The organism is Nitrospirillum viridazoti CBAmc, assembly GCF_000730165.1.
GTDB classification, from domain to species: Bacteria; Pseudomonadota; Alphaproteobacteria; order Azospirillales; family Azospirillaceae; genus Nitrospirillum; species Nitrospirillum viridazoti.
On the sequence record NZ_CP022112.1, the window covers coordinates 1315457 to 1339583 of the forward strand.

The 24127-nt window shown below is 68.4% G+C and carries 21 protein-coding genes; 6 read left to right on the top strand and 15 right to left on the bottom strand.

What is annotated here, in order from left to right; translation table 11 throughout:
- Positions 1-77: 77 nt before the first annotated feature.
- From Y958_RS27215 to Y958_RS27225, 3 genes are all read right to left on the bottom strand, one after another.
- Entirely contained in the window at positions 78-2810 is a 2733-nt protein-coding gene (locus Y958_RS27215) for a TonB-dependent receptor plug domain-containing protein (protein WP_088874977.1), read from the bottom strand.
- Positions 2811-3036: 226 nt separating this feature from the next.
- Positions 3037-4275 carry a cysteine desulfurase gene (locus tag Y958_RS27220; protein ID WP_088874978.1) on the bottom strand — a complete coding sequence of 413 codons (1239 nt, stop codon included), beginning with the start codon at positions 4273-4275 and terminating at the stop codon, positions 3037-3039.
- A 30-nt stretch (positions 4276-4305) separates the two neighbouring features.
- On the bottom strand, positions 4306-5460 hold the full coding sequence (locus Y958_RS27225; protein WP_186291519.1) for a CaiB/BaiF CoA transferase family protein: 1155 nt from the start codon (positions 5458-5460) through the stop codon (positions 4306-4308).
- A gap of 130 nt (positions 5461-5590) precedes the next feature.
- Between Y958_RS27225 and moaD the strand changes: the two genes are divergently transcribed.
- Positions 5591-5842 carry a molybdopterin converting factor subunit 1 gene (gene moaD, locus Y958_RS27230; RefSeq protein ID WP_088874980.1) on the top strand — a complete coding sequence of 84 codons (252 nt, stop codon included), beginning with the start codon at positions 5591-5593 and terminating at the stop codon, positions 5840-5842.
- Here moaD and Y958_RS27235 read toward each other — a convergent pair.
- From Y958_RS27235 to Y958_RS27250, 4 genes are all read right to left on the bottom strand, one after another.
- The gene (locus Y958_RS27235) at positions 5770-6612 is read right to left on the bottom strand and encodes a HesA/MoeB/ThiF family protein (RefSeq protein ID WP_088874981.1); all 843 of its coding nucleotides are present in this window, start codon (positions 6610-6612) and stop codon (positions 5770-5772) included. The genes moaD and Y958_RS27235 overlap by 73 nt on opposite strands.
- Before the next feature lie 34 nt (positions 6613-6646).
- Positions 6647-7090, bottom strand: coding sequence for a SufE family protein (locus tag Y958_RS27240; RefSeq protein ID WP_088874982.1), 444 nt, complete (start codon positions 7088-7090; stop codon positions 6647-6649).
- 17 nt (positions 7091-7107) lie between these two features.
- On the bottom strand, positions 7108-8223 hold the full coding sequence (locus tag Y958_RS27245) for an anhydro-N-acetylmuramic acid kinase (protein ID WP_211098803.1): 1116 nt from the start codon (positions 8221-8223) through the stop codon (positions 7108-7110).
- 72 nt (positions 8224-8295) lie between these two features.
- Positions 8296-9390 carry a radical SAM protein gene (locus Y958_RS27250; protein ID WP_088874984.1) on the bottom strand — a complete coding sequence of 365 codons (1095 nt, stop codon included), beginning with the start codon at positions 9388-9390 and terminating at the stop codon, positions 8296-8298.
- Positions 9391-9548: 158 nt separating this feature from the next.
- On the opposite strand from Y958_RS27250, the gene Y958_RS27255 reads away from it, so the two are divergent.
- A complete protein-coding gene (locus tag Y958_RS27255) occupies positions 9549-10397 on the top strand; it encodes a protein phosphatase 2C domain-containing protein (RefSeq protein WP_186291521.1) in 849 nt (282 codons plus the stop codon).
- A 3-nt stretch (positions 10398-10400) separates the two neighbouring features.
- Here the strand turns inward: Y958_RS27255 and Y958_RS27260 are convergent, their stop codons facing one another.
- Positions 10401-11270, bottom strand: a complete 870-nt coding sequence (locus tag Y958_RS27260; RefSeq protein ID WP_088874986.1) for a glucosamine kinase nucleotide-binding domain-containing protein — start codon at positions 11268-11270, stop codon at positions 10401-10403.
- A complete protein-coding gene (murA, locus tag Y958_RS27265; RefSeq protein ID WP_088874987.1) occupies positions 11270-12532 on the bottom strand; it encodes a UDP-N-acetylglucosamine 1-carboxyvinyltransferase in 1263 nt (420 codons plus the stop codon). Before murA ends, Y958_RS27260 begins: the two co-directional genes overlap by 1 nt.
- A gap of 160 nt (positions 12533-12692) precedes the next feature.
- Between murA and Y958_RS27270 the strand changes: the two genes are divergently transcribed.
- Both Y958_RS27270 and Y958_RS27275 read left to right on the top strand, forming a co-directional pair.
- Entirely contained in the window at positions 12693-12971 is a 279-nt protein-coding gene (locus Y958_RS27270; RefSeq protein ID WP_145727727.1) for a multiubiquitin domain-containing protein, read from the top strand.
- Positions 12964-14457: a HesA/MoeB/ThiF family protein gene (locus Y958_RS27275; RefSeq protein WP_088874989.1), complete on the top strand. Its 1494-nt coding sequence runs from the start codon at positions 12964-12966 to the stop codon at positions 14455-14457. Before Y958_RS27270 ends, Y958_RS27275 begins: the two co-directional genes overlap by 8 nt.
- Positions 14458-14467: 10 nt before the next feature.
- On the opposite strand, the gene Y958_RS27280 is transcribed toward Y958_RS27275, so the two are convergent.
- The gene (locus Y958_RS27280; protein WP_088874990.1) at positions 14468-15517 is read right to left on the bottom strand and encodes a TIM barrel protein; all 1050 of its coding nucleotides are present in this window, start codon (positions 15515-15517) and stop codon (positions 14468-14470) included.
- A gap of 181 nt (positions 15518-15698) precedes the next feature.
- Between Y958_RS27280 and Y958_RS27285 the strand changes: the two genes are divergently transcribed.
- Complete coding sequence (locus Y958_RS27285; RefSeq protein WP_244909696.1) at positions 15699-16889, top strand: acyl-CoA dehydrogenase family protein; 1191 nt, start codon at positions 15699-15701, stop codon at positions 16887-16889.
- Positions 16886-17902, top strand: coding sequence for a DegT/DnrJ/EryC1/StrS family aminotransferase (locus Y958_RS27290; RefSeq protein WP_211098735.1), 1017 nt, complete (start codon positions 16886-16888; stop codon positions 17900-17902). Before Y958_RS27285 ends, Y958_RS27290 begins: the two co-directional genes overlap by 4 nt.
- 64 nt (positions 17903-17966) lie before the next feature.
- Here Y958_RS27290 and Y958_RS27295 read toward each other — a convergent pair whose 3' ends face one another.
- The 5 genes from Y958_RS27295 to Y958_RS27315 are packed head-to-tail and all read right to left on the bottom strand — an operon-like array spanning position 17967 to position 24065.
- On the bottom strand, positions 17967-19049 hold the full coding sequence (locus Y958_RS27295; protein ID WP_088874992.1) for a branched-chain amino acid aminotransferase: 1083 nt from the start codon (positions 19047-19049) through the stop codon (positions 17967-17969).
- A 22-nt stretch (positions 19050-19071) separates the two neighbouring features.
- Complete coding sequence (lpdA, locus tag Y958_RS27300) at positions 19072-20487, bottom strand: dihydrolipoyl dehydrogenase (protein WP_088874993.1); 1416 nt, start codon at positions 20485-20487, stop codon at positions 19072-19074.
- A gap of 4 nt (positions 20488-20491) precedes the next feature.
- Entirely contained in the window at positions 20492-21790 is a 1299-nt protein-coding gene (locus tag Y958_RS27305) for a dihydrolipoamide acetyltransferase family protein (RefSeq protein ID WP_088874994.1), read from the bottom strand.
- A 3-nt stretch (positions 21791-21793) separates the two neighbouring features.
- A complete protein-coding gene (locus tag Y958_RS27310; protein ID WP_088874995.1) occupies positions 21794-22807 on the bottom strand; it encodes an alpha-ketoacid dehydrogenase subunit beta in 1014 nt (337 codons plus the stop codon).
- 4 nt (positions 22808-22811) lie between these two features.
- Positions 22812-24065 carry a thiamine pyrophosphate-dependent enzyme gene (locus tag Y958_RS27315; RefSeq protein ID WP_088874996.1) on the bottom strand — a complete coding sequence of 418 codons (1254 nt, stop codon included), beginning with the start codon at positions 24063-24065 and terminating at the stop codon, positions 22812-22814.
- Positions 24066-24127: the final 62 nt, after the last annotated feature.

A 24127-nucleotide genomic window follows, 5' to 3' on the forward strand; every position in this document is an offset into this window, starting at 1 on the left:
TCCCCCCGATACGGGGAACCCTTCGATTTGCGGCCGCCGGCGGGCACCACCAGATGGCGATGCCCGCCAACTTCCCCTTACTGGCGGAACGTCAGCGCGATGGAAAACACGCGGCCCTCGACATTGTAGGTGTCGGGGAAGGTGTTGAACACGCCGCCGGCGACGAAGGGCGGGTCCTTGTCCAGGATGTTCTGGATGCCACCGGACACCGAGATGTCCTTGGTCAGCTTGTACGAACCCGTCAGGTCAAAGTAGTTCTGGGCCGCGATGGTGCCGTTCTGCCCCGGGGCACTGTTGCGCACCGAGCCGATGCGCGTCCAGGCCAGGCGGACCATGGCGTCATCGAACAGCCAGCTGACACTGGCGTTGTGGCGGTAGTCCGGCTGCACCAGCGTGGTGCCGTCGCTGGAGCAGGTGGCGCCGTAGGTGCCGGCGCATTCCAGCGTGGCCACGGCGGCGTTGGGCTGGAACAGGTATGTGGAGACGATATTGGCCTGGTAGGCGAATTGCAGGCCAGCACCAGGCAGCCAGTCCGGCTCCACGAAGTAGGTCATGCCGATGTCGAAACCCTTCTGATCCAGCAGGCCCAGGTTCTGGTTGTTGACATAGGCGTTCGCCAGGTGGCCGTTGGCCGGGTTGCGCGAGACCAGCTTGCACAGCGGGTTGTTGGCCGTCGGGTTGGTGATGTAGCAGCTGGTCAGGGCGTTGACCGGCTGGATGACGCCGATCGCCCCGGTCAGGTTCAGCTGGTAATAGTCGACCGTGATGTTCAGGTGGGGAATGAAGGTGGGGGTGATGACCGCCCCGATGGTCTTGGTCTGGCCGGTTTCCGGCTGGATGTTGGCGTTGCCGCCGTAGAAATACTGGCCCTCAAGGTACGACGGCGCGAAGGAATTGGTGGAGCCCACCGCCGGCGCGCCGAAGCGGGCGCACTGCGCGGCGTTGCCGGTGCCCAGCACGCAGGGATCGCCGGCGTAGCGCGGCGCCAGGCGGGCCACCGTCACCAGGTTGTTGAACGGCAGGGACGAGGTGGCGGCCGCGTATTCGCTGAAGTTCGGCGTGCGGATGACGCGCTGCATGGTGCCGCGGAAACGGATGTTGTCATCCACCGTCCAGGTGAATTCGCCCTTGGGCGTGCCGTCGGCCCCCCACAGCGAGTATTCGGAGTAGCGGTAGGCGCCGCCGACGTCGAAGCCCTTGATCAGCGGCAGGTCCTTCAGGACCGGCACCAGCAATTCGCCGTATATTTCCTTCACGTCGAAGCTGCCGCTGTAGGCGGCCTGCACACCCTGGCGGAAGGTGTTGCCCGTCAGCAGGGCGGAATCCTGCGTGTAGTTGCCGGTCTCGTTGCGGTACTCATAGCCCAGGGAAAAGCCCACCGGGCCCGCCGGCAGGGAGAACAGGTCGGCCGAGGTGCCGCTCAGCACGCCCGAGCCGATCAGCTGCTCGCGGGTGCGATGGAAGGCGTCGAAGGTCAGGCCCAGCTGCTTCACGCTGGACTGGTTGGGGCCGAAGAAGTCGATGGTGTTGGCCAGCGAGGCGACGTTGTTCACGCCGGCGGCGCTGGTGACCAGGCCGTCGCCGGTGATGGGCGAATCTTCGGTGGAACGGCCGTACTGCACATAGGCATCCCACTTGATGTTCTTGGTGATATCGCCGCGCAGGCCGGTCTGGACCTGCTCCGTCTCGCGATCGGTGTGATAGGTGATCAGGCCCAGCTCGGCCAGCGACCGGGTGATGCGCATCTGCGCCGTGCCGTTGACGAAGGTCAGCTGGTTGGCGATCTGCGGCGTCAGGAAGGGGTTGTTCTGGCTGATGGAAACGACCTGGTCGATGGACGGCGGATTGGGGCCGGGCGTGCCCGACTCCTCCGTCTTCGCGCGGGTGTACATGGCGCGGCCGTAGAGTTCGACATTGTCGAACAGGTCATAGTGGTAAAGGGCGGTGGCGTTGTAGCGGTTCAGCGGCTCGATCAGCGGGTATTCGCTGCTGATGTTCGAGGTGGCGGACGGGCTGGTGGTGAACTGGCCGCTGCCGTCGAAGCCGAATTTGCGCCCGCTGGCCACATCGGTGAAGACGCCGCCCACGTTGGGAATGGTGCTGGCGGGGGTCAGCGCCCATTTGCGCGACCCGGAATCCACCTCATCCCGCTTGGTGTAGTTCAAGGCGACGACGACATGGCCGCGGCCGTTGTTGATGTTGCCGCCGAAGGTCAGGTCGGCACCGTATTCGGAGCCGCCATGCTGGGCGCTGCGGTCGGTGACCGTGCCCTCGATACCCTCGAAATCGCGATCCAGGATGAAGTTCACCACGCCGGCCACGGCATCGGCGCCGTAGACCGCGGCCGCACCGCCCGTCAGCACGTCCACCCGCTTGATCAGCGCCACCGGGATGCTGCCGACGTCGACGGAGTTGCGGAAGCTGAACGGCGTGGCACGGGTGCCGTCGATCAGCACCAGCGACCGGCTTTGCCCGAAGTTGCGCAGGTCGAAGACCTGGGCGCCGAAGGCATCGCTGCCCTGGGATGAGGCGCGCACGCCACCCGCCAGCTGCGGCAGCTTGGTCGAGAAATCCTGCACCGTCAGCGCCTGCTGCAGGCGAATGTCCTCCGACGAGGTCGAGGCCACCGGGCTGGCCGCCGTCAGGCTGGGCCGGGGAATGCGCGTGCCCGTCACCACGATTTCTTCCAGGCCGGAATCCGCCGGCTCGGCGCCGGCCGTGGCGGTGGTTTGCGCGTAGGCGCCGCCGGCCAGCGCCGGCAGGAAAAGCAACGGTGCCGCCAACGCGGCACGCCAATGTTTGTTCCGCATGCTCCAAGCCCCCCTGTTTTTTGATCGTGGACATACCACTTTGCGGCATATCTCTCGCCGATTAATACCAATCGAAGCCAACTTGCGTCAAGCGCTTCGTTGCAGATTCCCTACCATGCTAGCAATAAGGCGAAGGGATTCCGGATAGATCTGCGTCGACAGAGAGAGATGCCGACCAAGAGGTGGACTCTATTGGTCTACATTGACGCCAGACACCTAAGACCAGTCAGCCCAGCATGTCCCGCGCGGCCAGCAGGGCGTCGGCCAGGCGGTCGACCTCGGCAGGCGTGTTGTACAGCGCGAAGGAGGCGCGGCAGGTGGCGGTGACACCGAAGCGGGCCAGCAGCGGCTGGGCGCAATGGGTGCCGGCGCGCACGGCAACGCCGAAGCCATCCAGGATGGTGGCGACATCCAGGGGATGGGCGCCGCCCAGGGTGAAGGCTAGGATGGGCCCCTTCCCCGCCGCCGTGCCGATCAGGCGCAGTGAGGGGATGGCGGCCAGACGCTCCTGCGCGTAGGCCAGCAACCCCGCCTCATGCGCGGCGATGGCGGCGGGACCCACGCCGCGTAGGTAGTCCAGGGCGGCGCCCAAGCCGATGGCCTCGACGATGGGCGGGGTACCGGCCTCGAACCGGTGGGGCGGCTCGGCATAGGTGACGGTGTCGCGCGTCACCTGGCGCACCATCTCGCCCCCACCCAGCACGGGCGGCAACCGCCGCAGCCACGCCGCCTTGCCGTAGAGGGCGCCGATGCCGGTGGGGCCGTAGAGCTTGTGACCCGTCAGGACATAGAAATCGACATCCAGGTCGCGCACGTCCGCGCCCAGGTGGACGGCCCCTTGCGTGCCATCGGCCAGCACGGGGATGCCCCGGCCGTGGGCCAGGCGCACAATGTCGCGCAGCGGCGTCACCGTGCCCAGGACGTTGGACATGTGGGTGATGGCGACCAGCCGCGTCCGGGGCGTCAGCGCCCGTTCCACCGCGTCCAGCGCCAGGCCGCCCTCCTCATCCACATCCACCCATTTCAGCACGGCGCCGTGACGCTCACGCAGGAAATGCCAGGGGATGATGTTGGCGTGATGCTCCATGACCGAGAGCACGATCTCGTCCCCCGGCTGGACGATGGCCTCGCCAAAGGCGTGGGCCACCAGGTTGATGGCCTCCGTCGCCGATTTGGTGAAGACGATCTCCTCCGCGCTTTCCGCGTTCAGGAAGGCGCGGACGCTGTCCCGCGCCCGCTCGAACCCGTCCGTCGCCCGGTTGGCCAGGGTGTGGGACCCACGATGGACATTGGCGTATTCGGCGTAGATGGCCTGGGTCATGCGGTCCACCACCGCGCGCGGCTTCTGCGCCGAGGCGGCGTTGTCCAGATAGACCAGCGGCCCGCCCTCGACCTCCAGCGACAGGATGGGGAAGTCGGCGCGCAGGCGGTCGACGTCGTATGGGGTCGTCACGGTTCCGTCCATCACCGCCTCCCTTCCCTGGCTCCCGGCCGTTCAGATGGTGCCCTGGTCGCGCAGCCGCTCGACCTCCGCATCGTCGGCGCCCAGCCATTCCTTCAGGATGTCGCCGCTGTGCTCACCGATGGCCGGGGCGCCGTGGCGCACGCTGGTGGGCGTTTCCCACAGGCGCACGGCCGGCGCCTGGAAGGGGACGGAGCCCAGGACGGGATGGGGCACGTTGATGATCTGCTCGCGCGCCACCACCTGGGGATTGGTGACGACATCAGCGATGGTCGCCACCCGCTCGCACGGCACCTCGGCCTCATGCAGGCGGGCCAGGATGGTTTCGCCGTCCAGGGTCAGCGCCCATTCGTTGATGATGCTTTCCAACAGGCCGACATTGGCGTTGCGCGCCACGAAGGTGGAAAAGCGCGGGTCCTGCACCAGGCCCGGCATGCCCATGGCATTGGCGAAGCGGGGGAAGTGGGCGTCGTTGCCGGCCACGACGTAGATCCAGACGCCATCGCGGGCGCGGAAGCAATGCGAGGGCGAGAGGTAGCGGTCGCGGTTGCCCAGGCGCGGCGGCGCCGCCCCGTTCAGCAGATATTCCGGGATAGCCGTGGTCATCAGCGCCATCCCGCTGTCCATCAGCGTCGCCTCCACCACCTGGCCCCGCCCCGTCTTCCCCCGCGCCTGCAGGGCGGCCAGGGCGCCGATGGTGGCATAGAGGGCGGTGGTGTAATCACAGACGAAGACACCGGACATGGTGGGCGGGCCGTCATGGGCGCCGGTCATGCTCATGATGCCGCTGATGGCCTGGGCGGCGCCGTCGAAGCAGGGATGCTGCGCCAGCGGCCCCTTCTGCCCGAAGCCGGTGACGCGCACCAGGATCAGGCCGGGGTGGGCCTCGCTCAGCACATCCCAGCCCAGGCCCATGCCCTCCAGCGTGCCCGGCCGGAAATTCTCGATGAGGATGTCGGCCTTGGCCGCCAGGCGGCGGATCAGGGCCTGGCCGTTCGGGTCGCGGAAATCGACGGCGAAGCCGCGCTTGTTGCGGTTGGCGGACAGGAAGAACAGGGTGTCGCCGGCCACAGCCTCCCCCACGCGGCGGCCGTCCTCGCCCCCATCGATGCGTTCCACCTTCACCACGTCGGCGCCCAGATCGCCCATCAGCTGGCCGCAGAACGGACCGGCGATGTATCGCGTCATGTCAAGAACGCGAATACCGTCAAGTGATCCCAGCATAGTCACCTCGCCTTTTTCTATAGAACGACCAGACACGATAGGCTGTTGAAATCATCATGCCGATGAGCAATAGTATCCGAAACAGGAGGCAGCCATGCGCATCGCTTATTTTTCCTGGCTTCGCGCCAAGACCGGCACCGCATCGGAACAAATAGACTTGCCGCAGAACTGTAACACGGTGAACGATCTGATCGATTACCTGTCTGGCCGGCATCCGGCCCTGGCGGAAATCGCCACCGCGCAGGGCAGCCTGCGCTACACCGTCAACCGCCGCTATGTCGAGAAATCGCATCCGCTGACGGCGACGGATGAGGTGGTCCTGTTCCCGCCCGTCACCGGCGGCTGACCGGCTTTTCCTTCCTGGGCCGCCCCGCAGCAGGGACAATTCTCCCGGCGTGGCAGTTCCACCTTGGTGACGTCGCAGCTCCAGGCGTCATACATCGCCAGGGTGCCGGACAGGCTGGGCTCCACGCCCAGAATCTCCTTGATCACCTCGATGGCCTGCAGGGCGCCCATGACGCCCACCGCCGGGCCCAGCACGCCGATTTCCGAACAGCTGGGCGCCAGCGCCGGCACCTCGGGATAGAGACAGCGAAAGCAGGGGTGAGAGCCCCCCAAATGGGATTTGAAGGTGGTCAGGATGCCGTCGGCCAGTTGCACGGCGGCGCTGACCAGGACGATGCCGGCCCGGCGGCAGGCGGCATGCACCGCGTCGCGGGTGGCGAAGTTGTCGCAGCCGTCGGCCACAATGTCGTACTGGGCCACCAGCGCGTCCGCGTTCCCCGCGTTCACCGGCACCGCGTGTTCCACCAGCCGCACATGCGGGTTGATGCGGGCCAGCGTGAGGGCGGCACTCCGCACCTTGGGCATGTCCAGCCGGTCGACGCCGTGCAGGATCTGGCGATGCAGGTTGGACGGCTCGACACAGTCGTAATCAGCGAAGCCCAGCGTGCCCACCCCCGCCCCGGCCAGGTACATCAGCAGGGGGGAGCCCAAGCCGCCGGCGCCGATGACCAGCACGCGCGCAGCCTTCAGCCGGGCCTGGCCAGCGGCGCCGATCTCCGGCAACACCACCTGGCGCCGATAGAAACTGGCCTCATCAGGAACGGTCGACATCACCCAGGCCTCCGGTTCCGGTTTTCTTGATGGCTCAGGCCGCGGCGGCGGCCTCGCGGATGCGCTTCACGATCAGATGCACGCCGTTGGCCCGGCTGGGCGCGAGGTTGCGCCCAACGGCCAGCCGGTCCAGCACCGCTGGACTGTGGGCCAGGATCGCGGCGGGCGGCCGGCCGTCATACAGCCGCAGCACCAGGGCCAGCAGGCCCCGCATGATCAGGGCGTCGGAATCCGCCCGGATACGCAGGGCCGCCGGCGTCCGCTCGATCACCAGCCACAGTTGCGACTGGCAGCCGGTGACCTGGTCCTGGTCCCGGCGCTGCTGCGGCGGGATGCCGTCCAGGGCGCGGCCCAGGTCCATCAGGTGCTTCAGGCGGGCGGACCAATCGTCCAGCCCGGCGAACTCCGCCTCCAGCGCCGCGGCGGCGGCGTCGATGTCCGCGACGGTGAATACGGTGGGGTCGGCTAGGTCGGTCATGGGGTCCGCCCCTGCCCTCAGCGCTTGTGCCGCGCCACGATGCCGCCCGTCATGGGCGCCTTAACCCCCGTGGTCTTGGGGAAGCTGATGGGCAGGCCGGCCAGCACGCGGGCGGCGAGATAGGCGAAACACTCCGCCTCCACCGCGTCGCCGCGCCAGTCCACCGCCTCGGCCGGCACGGCCTCGATCTTGGCACGCTCGCCCAGGGCGGCCATGATGGCCGGGTTCTTGCGGCCGCCGCCACAGACGATCAGCTTGGTCGGGCGGGTGGGCAGCAGGTCCAGCGAGCGCCCAACCGTGCCCGCCGTGAAAGCGGTCAGGGTGGCGGCGCCATCCTCCAGCGACAGGCCATCGGCCATGTCGGCGGTGAAGTCGTAGCGGTCCAGCGACTTCGGGTATGCCGCCGACAGGTAGGGATGGTCCAACAGGCGGGCCAGCCGCGCCTCATCCACCCGGCCGCGCCGGGCGATGGCGCCGTCCACATCCATCTCCCCAGCCCCGTGGCGCATGATCCAGTCATTGATGGGACCATTGGCCGGGCCGGTGTCGAAGGCCTCGAAATGGTCCTTGCCGTCCCACCAGGTGACGTTGCCCACGCCACCCAGGTTCAGGGCCGCGACCTCAGGCCCGGCGTGGACCCGCTTCAGCAGGGCGGCGTGGTAGCTGGCGGATAGGGGCGCGCCGTGGCCGCCCGCGCGCATGTCGGCAGTGCGGAAGTCATAGACGACGTCGATGCCCAGGATGTCCGCCATCAGCTGACCGTCGCCCAACTGGCGGGTGTCGCCGAAGCGGCCGGGAACCGGCGCGCGGTGCAGCACCGTCTGGCCGTGGAAGCCGACGGCCGCCACCTCATCCGGCCGCATGCCGTTCTCAGCCAGGAACTGGGCCACCGCCTCGGCCTGGGCGCGGGACAGGGCCCGTTCCGCCTCAGCGAAAATCGGGGGCTCCGCGCCCTCGAAGCGCCAGGTGAGCGCCTGGGCCACCGCCTCCCCCAAAAGGCCGCGCAGGTCCGTCGGATAAGGGGCCAATTTCCAAGGACCAAAGTCGAACACATGGACGCCATCCGTGCGGATGCACGCGATATCGATCATCCCGTCCAGCACTGTGCCCGTCATCAGGCCGATGGCCCACATCGGTTGCATTCATCAATCTCCCTGAGTTCCCAAAGGTTCTTCACTGTATCACGCCCGCGCACCATCCCGGCGTCAGGCGTATTGGCGGGCAGGCTCGCGCCCGTCCGCACGCCGCAACGCGGCGGTATGCTTGGCGTGGATCTCACCCTCCGGCTTGCGGCAGCCGGCGCAGAGCAGGATGGATTGCCGCCCGTCCTCCGCCATGCGGCGCCGGAAGTCGACGGCGCGGCCCACCACGGTTTCGGCCGTCTCCGTCATCAGGTTGCCGACGACGCCCTGGGCGCCGTGGCTGATCACGCAGATCGACGTCTCGCCATCCGGAGCCATGCACAGGGTGTGGCCAGCCCAGAAGCAGGCGCCGGTGGGCACGGGCAGGGACGGGTTGATGTCCTGCGACATGCGCCGGTGCAGCGCCTCGTCACTTTCCAGGTCATCCAGCTCCCGGATCTTGTGGTGGGCGCCGCCCGGCAGCAGGGGCGTGACCTTCACATGGTTGTCCACCCGCGCCACCAGCTCCAGGAACTCCGAATCATAGTCCTCAAGCGGTTCGTTGAGGTCGATCTGGTACACCCCCACGCGGACATGGCCATGGTCCCGGCCGCGCAAGTCCAGCAAGGTCCGCAGGCCGCGCATGGTCTTCTGGAACGAGCCCTCACCCCGGTTCAAATCATGGCTGGCCTGGTTGCCGCCATCGATGGACACGTAAATGGTGTGGGAGTAAGGCACCGCCAGAATTTCCTTAACCCGTTTGGGCGTCAGCAGCGTACCATTTGTATGCCATTGGAGGGGGGAGTGGGGCAAAAGTCGCCGCGTAATGGCCAACAATTCAGCGAAATACGGATTCATCAAGGGTTCACCACGCCAATTCAGGTGTATTCCCTTGACCTTCATCGCTGATGACGTGGCCAGTTTTATCAGTACTTGTTCAAGATCATCAGGCTCCAGATCCAATTTCCCATGGCTTTGCTTTGTATAGCAAAGACGACAGGACAAATTGCACCGGGTTGTCGGATCCAACCATAGCCATATTGGATGTATCTGGTCAGACTGGTCATGCAATGGTTTGAACAACGTACACCTCCGACCGTTTATTGTCATACAGGGGCGGCCCGTTGAGCCCCAGGCGGGAAGGATGTCGTGCCCAGATGTGTACCAGATTAATACCATAAAGACATCACTAAATTCACACGATATGGGTGGAAAAGATTTAAGGCGGCGAAGAGACTGGCCCGGATCGCGGAAAACGGGTGGCCCGGGACGCGAGGCAGAGACGCGAGGCCAGGCCGCCACGGGCCCAGGCCATCACGGGCAAGGAGGAGGAACGGTTGCTGCAGGTCTGCGCGTTGATTTCGGATGCCGGCGGCCCCTTGCCCAACGAGGACGCGGCCGGCCATCACGGTGATTGGGCTTGGGTCATTGACGGGGCCACGGGCGTCAGCGGCGCCACCATCGAGGGCTTGAGCGACGCCGCCTGGTTCGCCCGCGCCGTGGACCAGACCCTGCGCCGTGTCCTTCCCGACAGCGGGCACCTGCCCACCGATGCCGTGCTGCGCCGGGTGGTGGAGGACTGCACCCAGGCCTTCGCCCAGGCGACGCGCGATGTTCCCCGGGCGTGGCACGAGCGGCCGTCCGCCGCCTTCGCCCTGCTGCGGCGGTTGGGCGAGCGGCTGGAGATGACCACCCTGGGCGACTGCCAGATCATCCACCGCGCCGAGGACGGCCAAGCCCGCGTCTTCGGCGCCTCCGCCATTCCCGCCTTCGAGGAACGCACCCTGGCCGCCGCCCGCCGGGCGCTGGATGAGGCGCCCGACCTGACACCGGCGGGCCTGTGGGACCAGGTGGTGGACCAGTTGCGCGCCAACCGCCGCTGCATGAACGCCGGAGGCGGCTATTGGGTGCTGAGCACCGACACGGACGCCCTGGCCCATGTCGACCGTGCCACCATCCCAGTGGACGGCGGCCCAGTGGCGCTGGCCAGTGACGGCTTCCTGCGCCTGATCGACATGTTCGGCCGGGCGACGGCGGCGGATTTCCTGGGCCTGGACGATCAAGCCAAGGCGGAATCCGCCCTGCGGGACCTGCGGCGCATCGAGGCCGCGGACGATCCCCACCATGGCCATCTGCGGCTGAAGCGGTCAGACGACGCCAGTTTCATCCTGGTGCGCCCAGCCTGAAGATCAATCCGACGCCCGCCCCGCCAGCGCCAGGGCGCCTGTCATGGCATCACCCAGGGTGGGTGACAGGCGGCGGCGCACGTCGGGGGCCAGCCAGGCCTCCAGGGCGCTGGCCAGGCCGCCGATCAGGCTGACGCGCGGCGCCCCTTCGGCCAGCAGCGCCCGCACCAAGCCGTTCACATGCTCCGCCGCGTCCTGCACCACGTGGCGGGCCACGGCGTCGCCCTGGTCGGCCTGACGCAGCACGAGGGGGGCGAAGGTCGCGTAGTCGGTGGCCGTCGACCGGTCCATCCACAGCACCACCTCCGCCGGGTCATCCTGGAAGCGGGCCATCAGCTCCCGCGTCAGGACGCTGCCGCCCTCGCGCCCGTCATGGGCGCGCAGGCTGTGCTGCAGGGCCCTCAGGCCCAGATAGGCGCCGCTGCCCTCGTCGGAGATGGGGAAGCCATAGCCGCCGAACTTCATCTCCCGCCCGTCGATACGGCCGATGGCGCATGTGCCGGTGCCGACGATGACGATGCCGCCATCCCGGCCCCCGTGCGCGCCCAGGCAGGCGATCATGGCGTCGCTGGTGAAGGCGATGCTGGCATAGGGGTGGCGGATGGCCTCCAGCGCCGCGCGGGCGCCCTTGCGGCCGATGCCGGCCACGCCCACGCCGGCGCGGATGCGGCCCACCTGCGTCCCATTCAGTCCGGCCTCCTCGATGGCGTGGCGGGCCGCCGTCTCGATGGCCTGCCACGACGCCTCGATGCCGAAACGGGTGGCGGCAGGGCCGGCGATGCCCTGCCCCAGGACGGTGCCGGCCGCATCCTCCAGCCGCGCGCGGCAGCCGGTGCCGCCGCCGTCCACGCCCAAGTACAGCGCGTCGTCCATCAGCCGGGCACCCGCTCGATATCGGCGCCGCAGCGCACCAGCTTGCGCGCCAAATCCTCATAGCCCCGGTCCAGGTGATAGACGCGGTTCACCACCGTCTCCCCCTCCGCCACCAGCCCCGCCAGGATAAGGCAGACCGAGGCGCGCAGGTCCGTCGCCATGACGGGCGCACCGCGCAGCCGCTCCACCCCGCGCACCAGCACGGATGTGCCCCGCAGGGTGAGGTCGGCGCCCAGGCGCGCCAGTTCCGGCACATGCATGAAGCGGTTCTCGAAGATGGTCTCGCGGATCATGGCCGCCCCCTCCGCCACCGACATCAGGGCCATGAACTGGGCCTGCAGGTCGGTGGGGAAGCCGGGATAGGGTTCGGTCGAGACGTCGGTGGCGCGCAGATGCCCCGCCCGTTCCACCATCAGGCCCCGGTCGGTGGGATAGACGCTGACCCCCGCCCGCTCCAGGATCTGGCATTGCACCGCCAGGTGCTCCAGACGGGCGCCAATCAGTTCCAGCCGGCCGCCGGTGATGGCGGCGGCCACGGCATAGGTGCCGGCCTCGATGCGATCGGGAATCAGCGTGTGCGTCGCCGGACGGAAGCTGGCCGGCCCCTGCACCAGGATGCGCTGCGTGCCAGCACCCTCGATATGGGCGCCCATGGCCACCAGGCAGGCGGCGAGGTCCGCCACCTCCGGTTCGCGCGCGGCGTTCAGGATTTCCGTTTCGCCCCGCGCCGTCACGGCGGCCATCAGCGCCGTCTCCGTGGCGCCCACCGAGGGCAGGGTCAGGACAATGCGGCCTCCAGCCAGGCCGCCGTGCGGCGCCCGGGCGGTGACATAGCCGCCATCCACCGCCACCTCGGCGCCCAGGGCGGTCAGCGCCTTCAGGTGCAGGTCGATGGGCCGCGCGCCGATGGCGCAGCCGCCGGGCAGGGAAACGCGGGCGTGCCCGAAGCGGCCCAGCAGGGGCCCCAGCACCAGGGCCGTCGCCCGGGCGCGACGCACGGTGTCGTAATGCGCCTCGGCATTCACGGCGGCCGCAGCGTCCAGCGTCACCTGGTGGGCCTGTCCGCGCGTCACCCGCACGCCATAGCCGCCCGCCAGCACCTGCATGGTTTCCACGTCGGTGATGGCCGGCAGGTTGGCCAACGTCACCGGCCGATCACTCAACAGGCTGGCGGCGATCAGGGGCAGCGCCGCGTTCTTGGCGCCAGCGATGTCCACCGTGCCAGCCAGCCGCCGCCCGCCGCGGATGATCAAGCGATCCATGAGGTTTTCCGCATCCTAGCCGTTCGCCCCGCACACCCTGTCTATCATGCCAGTTCGCCAAGTGGTGACAAACTGGTTTTATACTGTTAGCCTCGGCACCGATCCCAATCGACCGAGCAGAAGTCCAACCGCGATGCCTGCTGCACCGATCCATCCAAGCTTGACCCCAGATCAGGCCCCCGATCAAGCCGGCCCGACCCAGACCGCCGGCGCCACCTGCGAAATCTTCATCAACCGCCGCCGCTTCGCCATCGGCAACCAGATGGTGACCGCCGCCGACATCGCCGCCCTGATGGGCGTGCCGGCGGACAATGCGGTGGTTGAACGCAGTGACCCCACCGGCGAGTGGGTGGCCCTGCCCCTGGCCGACACCCTGGACATCCACTCGGGCGACACCTTCCTGGTCACCCGCCAGTTCGTGATGGGTGGGCATGGCTGAGCGACTCTCCCCGAACGGCAAGCCCTACCGCGCCACGCCCACAGGCTTGCTGCGCCTGGCCTCACCGGAGAAGGAGGCGCTGTTCGCCACCGCCTTCACGGGACAGCCGGATCGGGAGGGCGGCTGTTTCGCCCGTTTCGGCTGGAGGGTGACAGGCACGCATCTGGCCATAACCCTGGCCGCCATCGACACACCGCTGCCGGGCGATATCGAGGGCGGCGGGGCAGAGATCAAGATCACGGCCAACGCCCTGCGCCGCGCCGCCCTGGCGGCCAGCGACCATCCGCTGGCCGTCGGCTTCATCCACGCCCATCCCGCCAGCGTGGCGCCCAAGCCCAGCGCCCTGGATGACGAGATGGACCGCTACATGGCCGGCTATTTCGCCGACCTGGTCCCCGGCCGCCCCTTCGTCAGCCTGATCGTCGCCAAGATCGGCAACGACACCGCCATTTCCGGCCGCATCTTCTACGACGACGCCTGGCATGAGATCGGCCGCGTGGCGGCGGAGCGGGACCCCACCGTGATGGCCTGGCCGCAGGGGGAACCACCGCCGGAGCCGCCCATCCCGCCGGAGCGGGTGGCCCGCCTGACCAGCGCCTTCGGGCGGGAGGCGTACCAGCGCCTGCAGCGTTCCACCGTCGCCCTGATCGGCGCCGGCGGCACCGGCTCCGCCGCCATTCCCATCCTGGCGCGGGCCGGCGTGGGCCGCCTGATCATCATCGACAGCGACCACGCCTCGGAATCCAATCTGGAACGGCTGCACGGCAGCACCCCGGCCGACGTGGCCAACCGCGTGCCCAAGGTCACCATCGCCAAGCGCTCCGTCGCCGAATATGCCCCCGGCACGGTGGTGGAGGCCATCAACGGCCGCCTGCCGCAACCCGAGGTGCTGGACGCCGTGCTGCAGGCCGACGTGCTGATGGGCTGTACCGATCAGCATTCCAGCCGCATGGCGGTGGCCGATATCGCCACCCGCTACCTGATCCCGGCGGTGGATTGCGGCGGCCTGATTGAGGGGCGCGACGGTATCGTCACCGGACAGCTGGTGCAGATCGTCCGCTTCCTGGCGGCCGACCCCTGCCCCCGCTGCCGCGGCATGATCTCCGCCACCCGGGTGATGCAGGAGATGCTGCCCGTGGTGGAGCGACTGGCCCCGGCGGACCAGGCGGCCCTGGCGGCGGCGCGTGGCGAGCGGCCGGACCCCATCCTGACCGCCGTGCCACAGATCGACACCGTGGGCTACATCACCACCACGGCCGGAACGCTGGCGGCGGGTTTCGTCATCGGCTGGCTGACCGGCCGCTTCTCCCCCACCTTCGAACGGCTGCAACTGGATCTCGTGTCGGACTGCCTGGGCGCCGTGGATCGGCCGCAGCGCGCCCGGCCGGGGTGCAGCTGCACCACCACGCGCGGCTATGCCGACCAGGCGGCCGACGCGGCGCCGTTCCAGCCACCCGCCCACTGGCCCGCCCCAGTCCGGCCGTAAGGGGCCGCCTCTAGAATCCCGGCCCGGCCACCGGGCGGTGGCAGGAACAGCCGACGAAATGGCTCGACAGCGCCTCCAGCGAGCGCAGCTGCGCGCCGTTGGTCACATGGTCCTCCCCCGCCGCCGGCTCCACCTCCAGCACCAGGTCGCCGTCGGTGCCGAAGCGGGCCGGCAGGTCGGCGAAGGGCAGGCTGCCGGTACCCAATTCCAGCCCTTCGGAGGAGATGGCGCGCACCAGGGCGGCCGCATCCAGGCCCGGATCGGCGCAGGCGCGTTCATCTAGGCGGATGGCGTCGGAGACGTGCAGATAGCTCATCCGCTCATCCACGAAATCGAAGGGATCCAGCCAAGCCGTCCGGTCCAGGTCATCAGCGGTGATCCAGCCGAAACGGGCGTCGCCGTCGGTCAGGCGCGGCTGGGCGCGGCGGCGGTTGAACAGGTTGGCCGACAGGGTGGCGTGCGCCACGTCGATGAACGGCTCCACCCCCGTCAGCCCGTGCCGGTCCAGCGCCTCGCGGAAGCGTGCAATCTCCCACGGAAAGAAATGGTCCAGCGGCCCGGTCATGTAGGTGCGGCCGTCGCGGGGCAGCAGGGAATAGTGGCCGACATTCTCCACCAGCAGCCGCATGCCGCCCGCCAGGCGCGCCAGGTCGCGCACCGCCTCCTCAAAGCCCTGCGCGGCCTCGTCCCGGTCGTGGGCGCGGGGCGGGGCCTGGCCGAAGACCATATCGAAATAGCGGTGCAGGACGACAGCCTGGGCCCCGATCTCTGCCGCGAAGGCCAGAGTATGCCGGCATTGGTCGGCATCGAAGCCGACCCGGGTGACCAGGGGCACCGACTGCGGCGGGATGTGAACGATCAGCGCGTCCACCGGAAATTCCTGTCGCAACCGGGCGATATTCTGCCGGGCGAGGGCGAGACCGGCGGCGGAGGTCACGTCCCGCTCCCCAAAGGTGTGCAGCTCCAGCCGTACCGGTCGCCCCTGGGAGACGAGATAGGCGGCGCGCGCGGCCAGTTGGCCGTAATCGGCCACGGCGGCCTTCAGGACAAGGTTGGGCATGCTCACCTCCCCGCCGGATCGCTGACGCCAGGGTGGCACGGCCGGCCAACCTGGACAAGCTGGTATTCATATGGTATGCAACCAGTGGTCCGGCGGCCTGCCTCAGGCGGGGTTGCCGACCCTTCCGTTCAGGACAAGAACACCGGGGGCAGGCCCCATGCCGGAAACAGGGTTGGAACCAGTGTTGGATGCGCCGCCGGTGGCTGACGACCTGTCGCCCGTCGGCATCCTGGACCGCACCCGCCAACTGCTGCCCCTGGTCGACAACCTGAAGGCGGAGGGGGAGCGTCAGCGCCGAGCCCCCGCCGCCCTGATCGACGCCATCAAACAGGCTGGCCTGTTCCGCCTGTTGCAGCCCCGCCGTTATGGCGGCGCCGAATGTCATCCCGCCACCTTCTTCGCCGTGCAGGCCGCGTTGTCTGCCGGGGACATGTCCGTCGGCTGGCTGCAGGGCGTCATGGGCATGGTGGCCTTCCACCTGGCGCTGTTGCCGGCGGAGGCGCAGGACGATGTCTGGCGCGATGATCCGACGGCGCTGCTGGCCTCCAGCTACATGCCGGCGGGCAAGGCGACCCGGGTACCGGGCGGCTTTCGCCTCACCGGCCGCTGGGGTTTCTCCAGCGGCGCCGACCACGCCGACTGGTTCATGCTGGGCGCCATGGCGGTGCTGGAAGGAGAAGGGCCGGAGCATGTTATTTTCCTGGTGCCGCGCGCCGACGTGCGCATCCACGACACCTGGGACACCATCGGGCTGCGCGGCACGGGCAGCCACGACGTGTCGGTGGAGGACGGCTTCGTCCCCGCCCACCGCCGCCACGGCGTGCAGGAACGTTTCCTGATTGGGGGACCGGGCCGGGCGGTGAACCTGGCGCCGCTCTATCATATTCCCCTGCCCCAGATGCTGTTCCGCGCCATTTCCACCCCGGCGCTGGGCGGCCTGCGCGGCATGCTGGACGCCTTCATCGAGCATAGCCGCCGGCGAGCTGGCCCCAACGGCGGCGGCCCCCTGGTGGACCCCGTGGCCCAGCTGGCCTGCGGCGAGACGGCGGCGGAGCTGGATGAGATGACCCACACCCTGGAAGGCAATTTCGACCGTATGCTGGACCATGCCCGCCAGGGCCGGGACGCGCCCATCCCCGACCGCATGCTGTATCGCGTCCAAGCCACCTCGGTGGTGGAACGATGCGACCGGCTGGCACGGCGCCTGTTCAAGGCCGCCGGCGCCTCCGCCCTGTCGGTCGCCAACCCGCTAGGGCGCGTCTGCGCCGACATCCAGGCCGCCCGCCAGCACGCCGCCAACCAATATGAGATCTATGGCCGGACGCTGGGCGCCCACCTGTTCCAACTGGACGTGAAGGATACTTTGCTTTGAGCGGACAGCCGGACCAAAACCCCTCCCCGCCCCTGCCCTTCAGCCTGGGCTACGACGACCGGGATGAGGAAGAGATCATGCGCCGCTGGCGCGCCATCCTGCGGTCCAACAAGTGGAGCCACGCCGCTTATCTGGAAGAGTTCGAGGATGCCTGGCGGGCGTGGAACGAACTGCCGGCGGTCGCCTTCGACAATTGGGCCGGCGGCGCCATGGCCGTGCTGGACCATTTCAAGGTCCGGGGCGCCACCGTGCTGTGCCCGTCCAACACCTTCCTGGCCACGCCCCGTGCCGCCCAGCTGTCGGGGGCGGAGGTGGTGTTCTACGACTGCAACCGCCACGATTTGTGCGGGTCCTTCGATGATTTCGTGGCCAAGGCGGAACGGCATCGTCCGGCCCTGGCCTTCATCGTCCATATCGGCGGCCACATTGCCTTCGACATCCACAAGATCGCGGCCTATTGCCGGGACAAGGGCATCATCCTGGTGGAGGATTGCGCCCATGCCGTAGGCGCCGACTGGAACGGGCAGAAGCCGGGCAGCTTCGGCGATGCCGGCATCTTCTCCCTCTACGCCACCAAGACCATCACCACCGGCGAAGGCGGCGTGGTGGTCAGCCGCCATGAGGACGTGCTGCGCCACGCCCGGTCCTACCGCGATTACGGCCGTGGCTCGGGCTACAAGGTGCAAAGCCTGAACCACCGCATGGATGAGTTCCGCGCCGCCTTCGGCACCGTTCAAATCCGGCGCATGCCGGAAATCGTGGCGTGGAAGCAGACCTACGCCCGCGATGTGCTGGACCCGCTGTACCCCGACCGGGTGCGCCTGCCGGAGGGCATGAGCAGCGGCTTCTACAAGTACATCGTCTTCCAGAGCATCCCCACCTCGACCGGCAAGGTCTACGAGCTACCCTGCCATCGCATCATGGGGGTGGAGGCCGACCTGCCGAACACGGAGTGGGTGGCCAAGAACCACTGGTGCGTGCCGCTGTATTACCCTCGCTCATCGCCGGATTAAAGGTCCCCGGAGTGAGGGGAACCGGGAAGGCGGGTCCCTCCCACCGCCTTCCCGGTTCGTTTTCTTAAATGACGCGGCGGATCCAGCCATCCACCAACGGGGCCTGGGTGCCGCGCTGCATGCCGACCAGGCGTTCGCGCAGGCTGGCCGTGGTCGACCCGCCCTCGCCATTGCCGATGACGAAGTCGCCCTCGGCCGTGCGCACGGTGCCGATGGGCGCCAGCACGGCGGCGGTGCCGCAGGCAAAGGCCTCGCGCACCCGGCCGGTGGCGGCATCCTCCTTCCACTGCGCCAGGGAATACGGCTGCTCCACCACCGTGTGGCCCAGGCTGCGCGCCAGCTGGATGATGCTGTCGCGGGTGATGCCGGGCAGGATGGTGCCGCTGAGCGGCGGGGTCAGCAGACTGCCGTCGTCGCGGACGAAGAAGACGTTCATGCCGCCCAGCTCCTCGATCCAGCGATGCTCCGCCGCGTCCAGGAACACCACCTGGTCGCAGCCGTGCTTGCTGGCCTCCAGCTGGGCGATCAGGCTGGCGGCGTAGTTGCCGCCGCACTTGGCCGCACCGGTGCCGCCGGGGGCGGCGCGCGTGTAGTTCTCCGGCGCCCAGATGGTGATGGCCTTGGCCCCGCCCTTGAAATAGGCGCCTACCGGGCAGGCGATGACACAGAAGACGTACTCCGACGCCGGCCGCACGCCTAAGAAAGCCTCGTTGGCGAACATGAAGGGCCGGATGTAGAGGCTGCCGCCCTCGCCGCCGGGGATCCAGGCCTGGTCGATCCGCACCAGCTGTTCCACCGCCTCCAGGAACAGCTCCTCCGGGATCAGGGGCATGGCCATGCGGCTGCCTGAGTCCCGGAAGCGCTTGGCGTTGGCGTCGGGCCGGAACAGGGTCACACCGCCGTCCGCCGCGCGATAGGCCTTCATGCCCTCGAAGATTTCCTGGGCGTAGTGCAGCACGGCGGCGGCCGGATCAAGCGCGAACGGCACCCGCGCCGTGACCTTGGCGTCATGCCAGCCCTGGCCTTCCGTCCAGCGGATCGTCACCATGTGGTCGGTGAATACCTTGCCGAAGCCGGGGTTTTCCAGGATGCGGGCCAGGGTAGCGGCATCGGTCGGATTGGCGGTGCGCTCGATGGTGAAGGTCATGGTGGTTCCAAATGTGCCGGGATCAGATGTGGATAGCGTGGCCCAGGGCCTTCAGGGCGCTTTCGTGCACGCCCTCGCTTAATGTCGGATGGGCGTGGATGATGCCGGCCACATCCTCCAGTACGGCGCCCATCTCCAACAGCGTGGCGAATTCGCCGGCGAGTTCGGAGATGTGGCGGCCCACGGCCTGCAGGCCCAGGATGCGGTGGTCGGCCTTGCGCGCCACCACCCGGACGAAACCGCCGTCGTCGCCCGCGTCCATGGACAGGGCGCGGCCGTTGGCGGCCCAGGGGAATTGGCCCACCACCGTTTCCACCCCCGCCGGCACCTCGTCGGGGCCTAAGCCCGCCGTGACGATCTCCGGCTCGGTGAAACAGACCGCCACGATCGATACGGGGTCGAAACGACGGCGCTTCCCGGCGATGATCTCCGCCACCATCTCGCCCTGGGCGGACGCCTTGTGCGCCAGCATGGGCTCGCCCACCACGTCGCCGATGGCGTAGACGCCCGTCGTCGGCGTGGCGCAGCGGTCGTCCACGGCGATGAAGCGGCCGTTCATGGCCAGGCCCATGGCCTCGCGCCCCCAGCCCTCGGTATTGGGCCGGCGCCCGACCGTGACCAGGATATGGTCAGCCGGCAGCACTTGGCGCTGGCCGTCCCGGGTCTCGATAGCCAGGCCCTCGCCTTCCTGGCCAATGGCCTTGGCGCCCAGATGCACCGTGACACCGTGCTTTTCCAGCCAACGGCGCACCGGCTGGGTCAGCTGGGCATCGTACAGCGGCAGGATGCGGTCCTGCGCCTCCACCACCGTGACCTGGGCGCCCAGCTTGGCGTAGGCGATGCCCAGTTCCAGGCCGATATAGCCGGCACCCACCACGACCAGCCGCTTGGGCACCGCCGACAGCGACAGGGCGCCGGTGGAGGAGATGACTTTACCACCGAACGGCAGGTTGGGCAGTTCCACCGGCAGCGAACCAGTGGCCAGGATGACGTTCTCCGCCACCACGGTGACGGGGCCGTCCGCCGTCTCCACGGTGCAGCGCTTGGCGTCGCCGAACACCGCTTTGCCGGCCAGGGTGCGCACCTTCGCCCGCTTCAGCAAGGCGGTGACGCCGCCGTTCAGCCGGTCGACCACGCCCTCCTTCCAGGCCATGGTCTCGGTGAAGTTCAGCGCCGGCCTGGCGTCCAGGTGGATGCCGAAGCGGCCGGATGAGGCCGCCGCCAAGGTCATTTCCTCATAGAGGCCGGCGGCGTGGATCAGCGCCTTGGACGGGATGCAGCCGCGGATGAGGCAGGTCCCGCCCAGGCGATCAGCGTCCACCAGTACGGTGTCCAGCCCCAGCTGGCCGGCGCGGATGGCGGCGACGTAGCCGCCGGGCCCGCCGCCAATGACAAGCACGCCAACATTGAGGACGGGTGTCTTGATGGTCTCGGCCATGACGTCAGTCCATGAAGATGAGGGCGGGGTGTTCCAGCAGGCGCTTCAGCCGCTGGATGAAACGGGCGGCGTCATAGCCGTCGACGATGCGGTGATCGAAGGAGGACGACAGGTTCATCACCTTGCGCACGGTGATGAAGGACCCATTGACTACCGGCCGTTCCACCAGCTTGTTGGGGCCGATGATGGCGACCTCGGGATGGTTGATCACCGGGGTGGCGGCAATGCCGCCCAGGGCGCCTAAGCTGGTCAGCGTGATGGTCGACCCGCTCAGCTCATCCCGCGCGGCAGTGCCGTCGCGGGCGGCTTTGCTGACCCGCACCAGCTCGGCGGCGCAATCCCACAGGTCCCGCGTCTCGGCATGGCGCACCACCGGCACGATCAGGCCGTTGGGCGTCTGCGTGGCGATGCCGATGTGCACGCCGTCATAGGTGTGCAGCACCCCGGCATCGTCGTCGTAGCGGCTGTTGATGTGCGGGAACTCGGGCAGGATGCGCACCACCGCCCGCATGAAGAAAGGCAGCAGGGTCAGCTTGGGCTGGTCGTCCCGCTTGTTCTCGTTCAGGTCCTGGCGCAGGGCCTCCAGCTCCGTCAGGTCGCATTCCTCCACATAGGTGAAGTGGGGGATGCGACGCTTGGAGTCCTGCATCTTCTCCGCGATCTTGCGGCGCAGGCCGATGATCTTGGTCTCCTCCACGCCGTCCCGCGCGGTGTAGCGCGCGTCACCCGTGGGGATGGCGCCACCGCCGGCGATGTAGGCGTCCAGATCCTCCGGCGTGATGCGGCCGCCGGGGCCGGTGCCGGGCACGTACTGCAGCGGGATGCCCAGCTCATGCGCCCGCCGCCGGGTGGCGGGGGCGGCCAGGGGCGCATCCTCGGCCAGGCGGGTGGTGAAGGCCGCCGCCTTCGCCGGCTGGGGCTTGGGCTGCTCCACCGGCTTGGGTGCGGGCTTCGCTTCACCCTTCACCGGTTCCGGTTTCGGCCCAGGCTTGGGTTCCAGCTTGGGTTCCGGCTTGGCCTCCGCCTTGGGTGCCGGGCGGGCGGCGTCGGCGTTGCCGGCGCCCTCGACCTCCAGTTCCACCAGCACGCTGCCCACGGCCATCATCTGGCCGACCTCGCCATGGATGGCGGTGACCACGCCGTCCACCGGCGCGCTCATCTCCACCGTGGCCTTGTCGGTCATGACATCGACCAGATCCTGGTCCTCGCGCACATGGTCGCCCGGCTGCACTCGCCATTTGACGATCTCGGCCTCGACCACGCCTTCGCCCACATCGGGCAGGCGGAACAGGTAGGTGCCCATGGGTCAGTCCTCCATGACGCGCTTCAGGGCGGCGGCAAGGCGCGCGGGCCCGGGGAAATAGTCCCACTCGAAAGCATGCGGATAGGGCGTGTCCCAGCCCGCTACCCGGCCGATGGGACTTTTCAGGTGATAGAAGCAACGCTCCTGCAGCAGGGCCGACAGCTCGCCCCCGAAGCCGCCGAAGCGCGAAGCCTCATGCAGGATGACGCAGCGGCCGGTCTTCCTGACCGAGGCGACGATGGTGTCGATGTCCAGCGGCACGATGCTGCGCAGGTCGATCAGCTCGGCATCCACGCCCGATTCCTCTATGCCCGACTTGGCCACGTGCACCATGGTGCCATAGGCCAGCACCGTGGCCTCACGCCCTTCCCTCACCACCGCCGCCTTGCCCAGCGGCACGGTGTAGTGCCCCTCCGGCACGTCCGAGCCGGGGGACTCGGCCCAGGTCTTCAGCGCGCGGTCGTGGTGGCCGTCGAAGGGGCCGTTGTAGATGCGCTTGGGCTCCAGAAAGATGACGGGGTCGTCATCCTCGATGGACGCGATCAGCAGGCCCTTGGCGTCATAGGGGTTGGAGGGGATGACCGTCTTCAGGCCCGTCACGTGGGCGAAGATGGCCTCCGGGCTCTGGCTGTGGGTCTGCCCGCCGAAGATGCCGCCGCCGTAGGGGGAGCGCACGGTGATGGGTGCCCAGAACTCCCCGCCCGAGCGGTAGCGCAGGCGGGCAGCTTCCGACACCAGCTGGTCGAACGCCGGCAGGATGTAGTCGGCGAACTGGATTTCCGCCACCGGGCGCAGGCCGTAGGCGCCCATGCCGATGGCGGTGGCGATGATGCCGCCCTCGGAAATGGGCGTGTCGAAGCAGCGCTTCAGCCCGTGCTTCTTCTGCAGTCCGTCGGTCACGCGGAAGACGCCGCCGAAATAGCCCACGTCCTCGCCGAACACCAGGACGTCGGGGTCCCGGCTCATCATCACGTCCAAGGCGGAGTTCAACGCCTGGATCATGTCCATCTTGGGCATGGGATCAGACCCCCAGTTCACGGCGCTGTTCCAGGACGCGCCAATCGGGCTCCTTGAACACGTCTTCGAACATCTCGCGCACGGGCGGCTTGGATTGGCCCAGCGTGCCGATGCGTTCGCCTTCCTTCACCGCGGCGCGTACGCCGTCGGCCAGTTCAGCCTCCATCTGGGTGTGGCGCTCCGCCGACCATTCGCCGCGCGCGATCAGGTGGGTCTTCAGCCGTTCGATGGGGTCGCCCAGGGGCCAGCACGCCGCCTCCTCCGCCGGGCGATACTTGCTGGGATCGTCGCTGGTGGAATGGCCGGCGGCGCGATAGGTCACGAACTCGATCAGGGTGGCGCCCTTGTTGGTGCGCGCCCGCTCCGCCGCCCACACGGTGGCGGCCCACACCGCCAGGAAGTCGTTGCCGTCCACCCGCAGGCCGGGCAGGCCGTAGGCGATGGCCTTGGCGGCAAAGGTGGTGGATTCCGCCCCGGCGATGCCGGCGTAGCTGGAAATGGCCCACTGGTTGTTGGTGACGCACAGGATGGCCGGGGCGCGGTAGACGGCGGCGAAGGTCAGCGCCTCATGGAAGTCGCCCTCCGCCGTGGTGCCGTCGCCGACATAGGCCAGCGCGATCCTGGTGTCGCCGCGATAAGCCGAGGCCATGGCCCAGCCCACCGCCTGGCTGAACCGGGTGCCCAGATTGCCCGACAGCGAATAGAAGCCATAGTCGCGGGCGGAAAACAGGATGGGCAGCTGGCGGCCCTTCAGCGGGTCGCCCTCGTTGGAGAAGATCTGGTTGACCAGGTCGAGCATGGGATAATCCCGCGCCCACAGCCAGCTCAGCACCCGGTACGTGGGGAAGCACATGTCGTCGCGGTCCAGCATCATGGACTGGGCGGCGCCGATGGCCTCCTCCCCCGTCGACTTCATGTAGAAGCTGGTCTTGCCCTGGCGCTGGGCACGGAACATGCGGTCGTCGAAGGCGCGGGTCTGGGCCATGACCTTGAGGCCGCGACGCAGCGTCTCGGCATCCAGGCCGGGATCCCAGGGGCCAACCGCGTTGCCTTCGTCATCCAGCACGCGGATGAGGCCGTAGGGCAGGTCGCGCATCTCCGGCTCCGCCACGCCGGGATCCGGCCGCCGGATGGCACCGGCGGGGGAAAAGGGCAGATGGTCGAAGCGGGGCGCCTGGCCCGGCCGGGCCGGCGGCTCCGGTATGTGCAGCTGTAGCGGCGGCCGGTTCGACGCGCCGATTGGGTCTTGGGGTGACATATTTCCTGGTCCCTCCCGTGCCTTCCTGTTGCCCCCAAGGATGTGGGGTGGGACCTGGAAAA